Genomic DNA, 9514 nt, shown 5'->3' on the forward strand with positions numbered 1-9514 from the left:
CGTTACATTATCACAACAATCAATAGAAATGATTATCAGGTTTGTTTTTTTGCTATCTTTGCTTGCCGTTATCTTCTTCTGGAAATATCCAGAATACATACCGAATCAGCAGAGGACATTCCATAAACATCCTGCACTCTTTTCTGAAAAGCTGAATGCATCTGATATTATAAAGCTCACGAATGAATACAGAACATCATTGGGCCTCAGCCCACTTCGAGAAAATTTTCAGTTGACCCATGCCGCTGAATACAGAGCAAATGATATGATCAGCAACAGGTATTACGCTCACGTTAATCCAATTACCGGGGAAGGTCCCGGAGAAGCGATTAATGATGCAAATTACAGATACAGAACATATGCTGAAAATATTGCCATGGGAAACTGGCAATCCAATCGGCATATTGTTGACGGCTGGATAAACAGCCCTGGACATAGAGCAAATATCGTGAACCCGAATATCAGGGAAATCGGGGTCGCCATCGTCAAGGACACGACCACCCCACTTGGCCGTCCTTCCGCGTACTACGGCGTCCAGCTCTTTGCCAGCCCAATGCCTGATTGCTCGCGCCCCAGTGAAGCCGACAAAGCTTTGCTTCAAGAAATGCAAAGAAAAAATGATGATATTTGGAGAAGAGTCAATAACCAGAAAAGTGAAATTGAGCGACTGCAAGCGAGAATTCATCGCGAGAACAACAACACTATGAAAAACAGAATGGTCAATGATTTCAACAGACAAGTTAATTCATACAATAGCCTTGTAGCCGAAGCAAAAGGCATGCAAGACAGCCTAAAACTCGTTGTTCATTCCTACAACAATAAAATCAATAAATACAATGCCTGTATGCAGTCTGACAGTTTTGTTTCAAAATAGAATCTGTATGAGCCAATAAGCCGGTGGATTGAACAGCCTACTGCAAAACCCGATCCCCCCTCCCTACCATGCACCGCCGAATTATATTCCCATTGCCATTGGCCTCCTCGCCCTTGCGCTCCGGACTCGACGCCAACAGCTTCCAGGCATCTCTCTGACAGCCAAGAATCCTGGCAGTGCCAACGAAATTGGCGCAAACAGTTCGGCTTCAACCGGCTGGCGCTTTCTTCTAATACCTTGGATTCGTGCAATTTTATTCATGGCATGGATCGTGCTTAAAGAGATGCAAGACCATTACGGTCCAACCTCAACAGGAGAAATGATCATGAAGAAGCTTCTCGCGATTGCAATTATGGCGGTTCTGCTCTGTCTGTCCGGGCAGGTTATGGCCGAGACGATTACCGATGTATGTGTGGACAATAGAGATGGGGCCATAACGGACAAATGGAAAGACCTGATGTGGCAGATTGCGACGGCTGGTCCAATGAACTGGAATGACGCTATGATTTACGCCTCCGGACTTTCACTGGGTGGCCATTCGGATTGGCGGTTGCCAACCACTAATGAGTTAAAAAAGCTGTACAACTCGCCATGTAAAAGAATGATGGACGTTAAGCCAGGAGACTACTGGTCGTCCAATGGGTCTTCTGATCAAGCCTGGGCCGTGCACTTCCACGACGGTGTCGAGGGCCGCTACAATGCGAACAGCGGCTTTCACGTGCGGGCAGTGCGTTCGGCACAGTGATGGATGATTTGATTCTTCGGTGATTTGGCCCTTTGGGTGGATGGGGTTGTCGCTGGGGCAGCCTCATCTCATCGCGAATCAGGCCGTCTGTCCTTCGGGATGGGCGGCCTTTGCTTTTTCCTGGATCGTGGGCAACACAGGGGACGAGGTTTCAGATAGATTGAGCCCGTACCCACCACGGGCGGAGGGCATAAACAGGAACCGGGGCTGGACCTCCAAGCTTCATCTCCCAAGACTCCCCACATACCTCGCCCAAGTCGCCTCCCTGAATTTCTCTGGCATGTCGCCGTAAATCCAGCCGAACAGATTGCCCATATTGGCATGAGTCTTCACAACATGGACGGACCCGTAAAGCGTCCCAGCCCCGCATAAACGCCTTACGACGGCCTGGGTCCGGGGGCTTGCGCCGGTCCAGCCGGCCATCCCTCAAGACCCTGGCCGCGCCCTTGGGCAAGTCCACCGGATACAGGGCCGTCTGGATACCTTGCTCCCGACAATACCACTCCAGATCAGGATTTCCGAAAGCACAGACCGCCACACCCTGAGCTGACGTCGGGCTGAAGTCGCGCCTGAACAAAGCCACGCCTACCTGTACCTGACCGATCACCGTCCGGTTCAGCTTCCGCTTGGCCTCAAGGACATGGACATGCTGGCCCTGCACGGCGTCGGCACGGCTGTATGAGCCCTGGGCGCGGACACGGCTCTCACCGCCAGGGACCAGGAGGCCGTCAAGCCGCCGTGGTCCGCAGTTCTCGTCACCCTGGCCGACCTCGACCTCCAGGAACAGCAGGCCGGGATTGGACTCCAGGTAGAGGGCCAGGAGGCGGTCTTCGGGGGTTCTGGGTTTCCACATGGCGGTTGCTCCGGGTCAAAGTATGAGGGGCGCAGCGGGCTCCAGGCCAAGTGATCGAGAGGACAAGCCTGCGCTGGATCATTCCCCCCTCATTGCCCCACCTTCAGCACCCTGATATTCAAATCCAGCCGACAAGTCACACCACCCCAGCGGCCAGCAAACGGCATGGGGGAGTGTGATGCTTGTCAGAAGTGTTGGCAGTGCCAACAGAATTGGCGCAAACAGTACAACCTCAAATGGTTGGCACATTTCGTCAACACGTTGGAATCGTGCAATTTATTTCATGGCATGGAACGTGCTAAATGAGATGCAAGACCATTACGGTTCAACCTCTACAGGAGAAATGATCATGAAGAAGCTTCTCGCGATTGCAATTATGGCGGTTCTGCTCTGTCTGTCCGGGCAGGTTATGGCCGAGACGACTACCGATGTATGCGTGGACAACGGGGATGGAACAGTAACGGACAACGGAACCGGCCTGATGTGGCAGAAAGCAACGGCTGGTCCAATGAACTGGGATGCGGCCATGAGTTATACTTCCGGCCTTTCATTGGCTGGACATTCTGACTGGGCATTGGCTGATGCAAATACATTAGTCAGATTGTATTCTTCTGCATGCAAGTCAATGCTAGAAGGGGCAGCAGATTCTTTATATTGGTCATACACCTCTACTGGTTCCGAAGCATTGACAGTCACCTTCAACAACTCTGATACAATTTCTGTTGATAAATCCATCCGTCACCATGTTCGTGCCGCACGACAAAATAATGAGGGAAACACAAAATCGATATGCAGACCGTGGTGTACAGAATAAATAATTTGGAATGAAGCGTAAAAAAGCAGATAGCCAGTCAATTTATCTATTTATCTGTTAAAAAACCGCTTTGCATACGATACTTTTAATTCCAAAAAGCGAAAATTGCTATGAACAAAAATTTCATGAAGACATTTGGAACAATGGCAATTGCACTCACTTTCTGTCTGACAATGCTATTTATCTCTTCTACATCCCTTGCCCAGCAGTGCTTGGACAACGGGGACGGGACCGTGACGGACAAAGGTGCTGGCCTGATGTGGCAAAAGGCAACGGCTGGCCAAATGACCTGGGATGCTGCCATGAGTTATGCTTCCGGCCTATCCATGGGAGGACATTCGGATTGGAGGTTGCCAAACATAGATGAAATATTGGGACTGTACCATTCACCGTGTAAATCTATGATGGAATGTTAGCGCCTGCTTGAAAATGCATAAAATCGCCGGATTGAAAATGCTGAGAAAGAGAGGCCGCCGCCACCAGTGTTTTTTCTGATGGTCGGCGGCATGTTGAGTAGGGATGTTGTGCCTTATGCGTCGATTTGTCTTTTCATTCTGTAGCTTTTTCCTTCGATGAGCAGGACTGAGGCATGATGGAGGAGCCTGTCGAGCATGGCTGCGGTCAGGGTTGAATCGTTGTTGAAGACCTCGGGCCAGTGTTTGAAGGCCCTGTTTGTTGTGATGATGGTGGAATTCTGCTCGTAACGCATGCTGATGATCTGGAAGAGCAGGTCCGCTCCGCGCTTGTCGATGGGCAGGTATCCGAGTTCGTCGAGGATGAGCAGTGAAGGCGCGAGATATTTTTTGAGTTCGGCTTTGAGTTTGTTCGCAGCCTGTGCTGCGGAGAGGGAGTTGATAACGTCGATGGTCGAGGCAAAGAGGACGGCCTTTCCTCGCAGGCATGCGGCGTAGCCTACAGCCGTAGCGAGATGGGTTTTGCCGAGGCCGACGCCGCCGAGCACGATGACGTTGGCCTTGTCCTCCAGGAAGTTGAACCGGAAGAGGTTTTTGACGCGCGTCTGTTCGATTTTTTCCGGCCAACTCCAGTCGAACTGATCCAGGGTTTTGACCGTGGGGAACCTGGGCATTCTGATTCGGCGTTGAATGGATCGGTCGTGCCTTGCATCGGCTTCGGCCTGGACGAGGTAGGCGAGATAGGCTTGATGGTCCCAGCCGTCTTTGGCGGCCTTTTCTGCCGCCTGAATGAAGTGTTCGCGCATTTGGTCAAGCTTGAGCAGACGCAGGTTGTCGGCCAGGTTGTCGACGATTGGGGCTTTAGCTGCCATGTTTCTTCTCCTTTTGGGTGTAGAGGGAGAGGTCCGGGGCTTTGACCTCCAGGTCCAGCAGATCTTCGCCTCTGGTCAGGTGCAGTGCGCCGGGCTGGTGCAGGGATCTGGTTCGCTGCTCGATGATGTTGGCGACGTATTCGCAGGAAAAGGCCTTATACTCGAAGGCGTCGCGCATGGCCCTGGCCACGGGCTCGACTCCGTGAATTTCGCTTAATGCGACGATTTTTTTGGACGTGGTGCTTGGCGTTGAGCCGTCTGTCGCGCAGTTCGTCGAGATAGGTCTGGGCACAGGAATCCAGGCGCAAGAAGGCGGTGACTATTTTTTGGTCCCTGGCGGCCTTGCGCTGGGTCAGCAGTTCGCCGACGTGGTCCGGGTCTTCGTAATCCTGATGCTTGTCGTAGCTTCTGGAGTGACGGGCCACGAGCCGGTCTTCTTCGTAGAAGCACAGGCGGTCCGGGTAGGTCTTGAGGGTGAGCTTCATTCCGGCGAACCTTGATGGGACGGAGTACTTGTTGGCGTCCACGGCCACGCGAAACTGGGAAGAGACCCGTACGGGACTGACGATCCCGATGTCGTAGGGGTTTGCGGGCACGCCGGACAGCCTGGGCTGTTCTTCGGTCAGCATCTCCACGGGTTTGCGTTTGACCTCGCCGTGAACGCGCACGTTGGCGACCGTTGCGAGCCAGTGCCTGAGTTCCTGGTTGACGCCCCTGAAGTCGGGCAGGTTCAGACCAGCCAGGAAGCTGTTCTTGACATAGCCCACCGCGTTTTCCACCCGGCCCTTCTCATGGGGTTTTCGCACTCCGCAGGCCCGGATCTCAAAGCCGTAGTGGCGGGCGAAGTCGGCGTAGACGGGATTGAAGACCGGCTGTTGGCCGAAGCGATGGCTGATCACGGCGGACTTGAGGTTGTCGATCATGATCTTCCCCGGCACTCCGCCGAAGGCGTCAAAGGCGTTCTGGTGGCAGGCCAGGAAGTGCTCCATGGTTTGGGCCGTGGTGAATTCGGCGTAGATCATTCTGCTGTAGCACAAGACCATGACGAAGATGCTGAGTCTGCGCGTGGCCGAGCCGACCCGGATGGTCCCGCACGAGCCCCAGTCGCGCCGGGGGCAAAGTTGAGCTTGAGAAAGGCCTTGGTACGTTTGGGCCGGACCTTGCGGACGTAGTCCTTGAGGATGGAATATCCGCCGACGTACCCTTCGTTCTTGATCCGGTTCAGAATCTGGACCGCAGTATAGGGGTGGTCCTCAAGCATCCGCACGATGGCGTCCTTGTACGGATCGAGCTTGCGGACCTGTTGGCGGGAGCGCGTTGCCGATATCGCTTCTCCTCAAGCCATTTGGCCACGGTGCGCGGGTCCAGTTCGACTTCCTGACCGATCTGGGCTGGTGAAAGCCCTTTCTGCTCGTGATAGTGCCTGATCTTGGCGTAGAGTTCGTAGTCGATCATGGGTGCGCCTCCCGGAGCCTCTCGAGTATTTGCCTGACGTGGACGGAAGCCGCCGCGACGTCTCTCTCCGGATTGGTCGCTTCCTGTGCCGAACCATCCAGGGACAGCACTTGGTAGATCGGCTTGCGCCAAGCGATCAGATCCGCCCGAATCAGGTTCAACCGGGCCTGTGCCAAGGTCGCTCCGTCCATGCGCAGGCGCTGCATGAGCGTGGGGTCGGAATAATAGCTCAGACCCTCTGCGTCGGCCACGACGACCAGAAACAAGTACAAGGCCGCCGCCGCATGACTGCAGGCGTCGAGCCGCCGATCACGGACCAGCCTGTGATCCACCCAGCTGAACTGGCTGGGAACCTTGCGCAACCGGAGGGGATTTACCGGGTGTTTCGAATGCATGCTTACCTCCCTGTGGGTTGTTGAGAATATCCGAACCCAAAGTATGCATCCGGCGCACGGTCCCGGCGATGTCATCTTGTAACGCGCTTCCGGTCAGCCAAGCGATCATTCCAACGATGACGGGGTGTTGCATCCAGTCATCTTGTAACACCCTCGGAGGTGGAGGCGGAGAATCTGCTTGTTTTTGCGGATGGTTATCCGAGCAGTCATCTTGTAACACCTCTTTTTGGGGCTCAGGTGCAGGCATGGCGGCGGCTTTCTTTTTGCGCCTCCAGTCCAGAACCCTTTTTACTTGCTCCGGGCCGCGAAAATATTCCTGATTTTCAGGTTTGGACAACCAAGCCTTCTGACTGGCCGCCTTGCTCGCGGCTCGACATTCCGGGGTTTTGCAACAAAAGCGCTGTCTGGAACCGTTGCGGTAGCTGGGTGTGAACTCGATATCGCAGAATTCGCAGACGGATTTGTTCGTTCGCTTGCCGACCAAGGTCGCTCCCTCCTGGCTGGAAATGCATCAGGAGGAAGGATATGAATGCAAATGAAGAAGAGAGGAAGAAAAAGAAGAATTAGCTGAATAATATCAGGAGATTGTTTCTTTGGCTAGAAGAAGACAGGAAGAAGAGACAACATTTTCAAATCGCCGTCATTGAGACAGTTTCGGGATGGCGCTGAGAACGGCTCTCACCGCCAGGGACCAGGAGGCCGTCAAGCCGCCGTGGTCCGCAGTTCTCGTCACCCTGGCCGACCTCGACCTCCAGGAACAGCAGGCCGGGATTGGACTCCAGGTAGAGGGCCAGGAGGCGGTCTTCGGGGGTTCTGGGTTTCCACATGGCGGTTGCTCCGGGTCAAAGTATGAGGGGCGCAGCGGGCTCCAGGCCAAGTGATCGAGAGGACAAGCCTGCGCTGGATCATTCCCCCCTCATTGCCCCACCTTCAGCACCCTGATATTCAAATCCAGCCGACAAGTCACACCACCCCAGCGGCCAGCAAACGGCATGGGGGAGTGTGATGCTTGTCAGAAGTGTTGGCAGTGCCAACGGAATTGGCGCAAACAGTACAACCTCAAATGGTTGGCACATTTCGTCAACACGTTGGAATCGTGCAATTTATTTCATGGCATGGAACGTGCTAAATGAGATGCAAGACCATTACGGTTCAACCTCTACAGGAGAAATGATCATGAAGAAGCTTCTCGCGATTGCAATTATGGCGGTTCTGCTCTGTCTGTCCGGGCAGGTTATGGCCGAGACGACTACCGATGTATGCGTGGACAACGGGGATGGAACAGTAACGGACAACGGAACCGGCCTGATGTGGCAGAAAGCAACGGCTGGTCCAATGAACTGGGATGCGGCCATGAGTTATACTTCCGGCCTTTCATTGGCTGGACATTCTGACTGGGCATTGGCTGATGCAAATACATTAGTCAGATTGTATTCTTCTGCATGCAAGTCAATGCTAGAAGGGACAGCAGATTCTTTATATTGGTCATACACCTCTACTGGTTCCGAAGCATTGACAGTCACCTTCAACAACTCTGATACAATTTCTGTTGATAAATCCATCCGTCACCATGTTCGTGCCGCACGACAAAATAATGAGGGAAACACAAAAGCGAGATGCAGACCGTGGTGTGTGACGAATTAAATAATTTGGAATGTAGCGGAAAAAGCAGATAGCCAGTCAATTTAACTATTTATCTGTTAAAAAACCGCTTTGCATACGAAACTTTTAATTCCAAAAAGCGAAAATTGCTATGAACAAAAATTTCATGAAGACATTTGGAACAATGGCAATTGCACTCACTTTCTGTCTGACAATGCTATTTATCTCTTCTACATCCCTTGCCCAGCAGTGCTTGGACAACGGGGACGGGACCGTGACGGACAAAGGTGCTGGCCTGATGTGGCAGAAGGCAACGGCTGGTCCAATGAACTGGGATGCGGCCATGAGTTATGCTTCCGGCCTATCCCTGGGAGGACATTCGGGTTGGAGGTTGCCAAACATAGATGAAATATTGGGACTGTACCATTCACCGTGTAAATCTATGATGGAAGTAGTTCCTTCTTATTACTGGTCGTCTACTGCCCATGACCCCTATACAAACGCGGCGAGGCAAGTAAACTTTCACGACTGAGGCGTGACCTATGGATTCAAGCTGGCTAGCTACTACGTTCGTGCCGTGCGTACCTGACAGTGATCGTTGATTTGATTCTTCGATGATTTGGCCCTTTGATTGAAAGGGGTTGTCGCTGAGGACAGTATCATTCTGCCAAAGCAGAAGTCTGAAAGCATTCAGCTTGTGAATACCATTCAACCCAACCAAGGACTATCGCCATGCGGGAAACGTGGAGAAAGATTTTCGGGACAGCAGCCCTGGCCTTCATGCTCTGTCTGTCCGGGCTGGTCATATCCGGCGAAGCCCAGGCCCAACGGTTCACGGACAATGGGAACGGGACAGTGACGGACACGGTGACGGGGCTGATGTGGACCAAGGATGCCAATATGTTTGGCAACATGGATTGGGATTCCGCCACATCCCGATGCGCTTCGCTTGCCGTGGATAGCATCACGGGATGGAGACTGCCCTCAATGGATGAGTTCCCCGCAATTTACAAGGCAACTCGCGGCCAGCATCCTTTTGAAGGAATCCAAGGTGAATATTATTGGACCAGCACCCATTACACAGGTTATGGTGGGGGGCATTCGCGTTATTCCATGCACATGTTGACAGGAACATTATCCAGGCTAAGTCATAAAGATAATCCATTCTACGTCTGGTGTGTCCGTAATACCTGTTGATTCGCCATAGAGAACAAACACACGCCCTCTGCGCAAAGGCCGCCTGCCCTTCGGGATGGGCGGCCTTGCTGATTCTGGCGCATGGCCATCCTACAAGGCGCGAGGATGCCCTATACGGCCCCCAACCCACGGCGGGTAGGGCTCGGCATGACCCTAGGAGCGGGAGGTGATCAGCGGCGTCTGGGATCGGGAGCGGTCAGGGAGGGGATGATGAGGTCGCAGTATGAGGTTCGGAGCGAACCTCAGTCACAACGCCCGGACCCGCCTCGGTCCTGGCGGTTGCTCTTATAACCA

Annotated in this window: 15 protein-coding genes; 7 read left to right on the top strand and 8 right to left on the bottom strand. The window is 53.2% G+C overall.

Annotated elements, in window-relative coordinates; translation table 11 throughout:
• Positions 1–28: 28 nt before the first annotated feature.
• Positions 29–874, top strand: coding sequence for a CAP domain-containing protein (locus C6366_RS14285; protein ID WP_107739041.1), 846 nt, complete (start codon positions 29–31; stop codon positions 872–874).
• A gap of 28 nt (positions 875–902) precedes the next feature.
• Complete coding sequence (locus tag C6366_RS14290) at positions 903–1619, top strand: DUF1566 domain-containing protein (protein ID WP_146164870.1); 717 nt, start codon at positions 903–905, stop codon at positions 1617–1619.
• 151 nt (positions 1620–1770) lie between these two features.
• On the opposite strand, the gene C6366_RS14295 is transcribed toward C6366_RS14290, so the two are convergent.
• Positions 1771–2472 (bottom strand): hypothetical protein, encoded by a 702-nt coding sequence (locus C6366_RS14295; RefSeq protein WP_107739045.1) that lies wholly within the window; start codon positions 2470–2472, stop codon positions 1771–1773.
• 349 nt (positions 2473–2821) lie between these two features.
• Between C6366_RS14295 and C6366_RS14300 the strand changes: the two genes are divergently transcribed.
• Positions 2822–3286 (top strand): DUF1566 domain-containing protein, encoded by a 465-nt coding sequence (locus C6366_RS14300; RefSeq protein WP_158269800.1) that lies wholly within the window; start codon positions 2822–2824, stop codon positions 3284–3286.
• Positions 3287–3459: 173 nt separating this feature from the next.
• The gene (locus C6366_RS20745) at positions 3460–3702 is read left to right on the top strand and encodes a DUF1566 domain-containing protein (protein WP_368731491.1); all 243 of its coding nucleotides are present in this window, start codon (positions 3460–3462) and stop codon (positions 3700–3702) included.
• Positions 3703–3815: 113 nt separating this feature from the next.
• Here the strand turns inward: C6366_RS20745 and istB are convergent, their stop codons facing one another.
• The 7 genes from istB to C6366_RS19370 all read right to left on the bottom strand — a co-directional run bounded on the left by istB (position 3816) and on the right by C6366_RS19370 (position 7248).
• On the bottom strand, positions 3816–4571 hold the full coding sequence (istB, locus tag C6366_RS14310) for an IS21-like element helper ATPase IstB (protein WP_107739052.1): 756 nt from the start codon (positions 4569–4571) through the stop codon (positions 3816–3818).
• Positions 4561–4761, bottom strand: a complete 201-nt coding sequence (locus C6366_RS20315; protein ID WP_233248509.1) for a hypothetical protein — start codon at positions 4759–4761, stop codon at positions 4561–4563. Before C6366_RS20315 ends, istB begins: the two co-directional genes overlap by 11 nt.
• A complete protein-coding gene (gene istA, locus C6366_RS20320) occupies positions 4727–5656 on the bottom strand; it encodes an IS21 family transposase (protein ID WP_306460435.1) in 930 nt (309 codons plus the stop codon). Before istA ends, C6366_RS20315 begins: the two co-directional genes overlap by 35 nt.
• Entirely contained in the window at positions 5590–5838 is a 249-nt protein-coding gene (locus tag C6366_RS20325; protein WP_233248510.1) for a hypothetical protein, read from the bottom strand. Before C6366_RS20325 ends, istA begins: the two co-directional genes overlap by 67 nt.
• Before the next feature lie 184 nt (positions 5839–6022).
• The gene (locus tag C6366_RS14320; protein WP_199221521.1) at positions 6023–6298 is read right to left on the bottom strand and encodes a hypothetical protein; all 276 of its coding nucleotides are present in this window, start codon (positions 6296–6298) and stop codon (positions 6023–6025) included.
• Positions 6299–6335: 37 nt separating this feature from the next.
• Positions 6336–6905, bottom strand: a complete 570-nt coding sequence (locus C6366_RS20115; RefSeq protein ID WP_146164871.1) for a hypothetical protein — start codon at positions 6903–6905, stop codon at positions 6336–6338.
• A 145-nt stretch (positions 6906–7050) separates the two neighbouring features.
• A complete protein-coding gene (locus tag C6366_RS19370; protein WP_146164872.1) occupies positions 7051–7248 on the bottom strand; it encodes a hypothetical protein in 198 nt (65 codons plus the stop codon).
• Positions 7249–7597: 349 nt separating this feature from the next.
• Between C6366_RS19370 and C6366_RS14330 the strand changes: the two genes are divergently transcribed.
• The 3 genes from C6366_RS14330 (at position 7598) to C6366_RS14340 (ending at position 9220) form a co-directional block, all read left to right on the top strand.
• Complete coding sequence (locus C6366_RS14330; RefSeq protein ID WP_158269801.1) at positions 7598–8065, top strand: DUF1566 domain-containing protein; 468 nt, start codon at positions 7598–7600, stop codon at positions 8063–8065.
• 172 nt (positions 8066–8237) lie between these two features.
• The gene (locus C6366_RS20750; RefSeq protein WP_368731492.1) at positions 8238–8555 is read left to right on the top strand and encodes a DUF1566 domain-containing protein; all 318 of its coding nucleotides are present in this window, start codon (positions 8238–8240) and stop codon (positions 8553–8555) included.
• A gap of 200 nt (positions 8556–8755) precedes the next feature.
• Positions 8756–9220, top strand: a complete 465-nt coding sequence (locus C6366_RS14340) for a DUF1566 domain-containing protein (RefSeq protein ID WP_107739063.1) — start codon at positions 8756–8758, stop codon at positions 9218–9220.
• The last annotated feature ends 294 nt before the right edge of the window (positions 9221–9514 follow it).

The sequence above is a fragment of the Desulfonatronum sp. SC1 genome (assembly GCF_003046795.1).
Classification (GTDB): Bacteria; Desulfobacterota; Desulfovibrionia; order Desulfovibrionales; family Desulfonatronaceae; genus Desulfonatronum.

Bases quoted from the DNA above. Each gene is read 5' to 3' on its own strand.
- C6366_RS14340 (WP_107739063.1), top strand. From the start codon at position 8,756: ATGCGGGAAACGTGGAGAAAGATTTTCGGGACAGCAGCCCTGGCCTTC.
- C6366_RS20750 (WP_368731492.1), top strand. From the start codon at position 8,238: ATGCTATTTATCTCTTCTACATCCCTTGCCCAGCAGTGCTTGGACAAC.
- C6366_RS20745 (WP_368731491.1), top strand. From the start codon at position 3,460: ATGCTATTTATCTCTTCTACATCCCTTGCCCAGCAGTGCTTGGACAAC.
- C6366_RS14285 (WP_107739041.1), top strand. From the start codon at position 29: ATGATTATCAGGTTTGTTTTTTTGCTATCTTTGCTTGCCGTTATCTTC.
- C6366_RS14330 (WP_158269801.1), top strand. From the start codon at position 7,598: ATGAAGAAGCTTCTCGCGATTGCAATTATGGCGGTTCTGCTCTGTCTG.
- istB (WP_107739052.1), bottom strand. From the start codon at position 4,571: ATGGCAGCTAAAGCCCCAATCGTCGACAACCTGGCCGACAACCTGCGT.
- C6366_RS14295 (WP_107739045.1), bottom strand. From the start codon at position 2,472: ATGTGGAAACCCAGAACCCCCGAAGACCGCCTCCTGGCCCTCTACCTG.
- C6366_RS19370 (WP_146164872.1), bottom strand. From the start codon at position 7,248: ATGTGGAAACCCAGAACCCCCGAAGACCGCCTCCTGGCCCTCTACCTG.
- C6366_RS14300 (WP_158269800.1), top strand. From the start codon at position 2,822: ATGAAGAAGCTTCTCGCGATTGCAATTATGGCGGTTCTGCTCTGTCTG.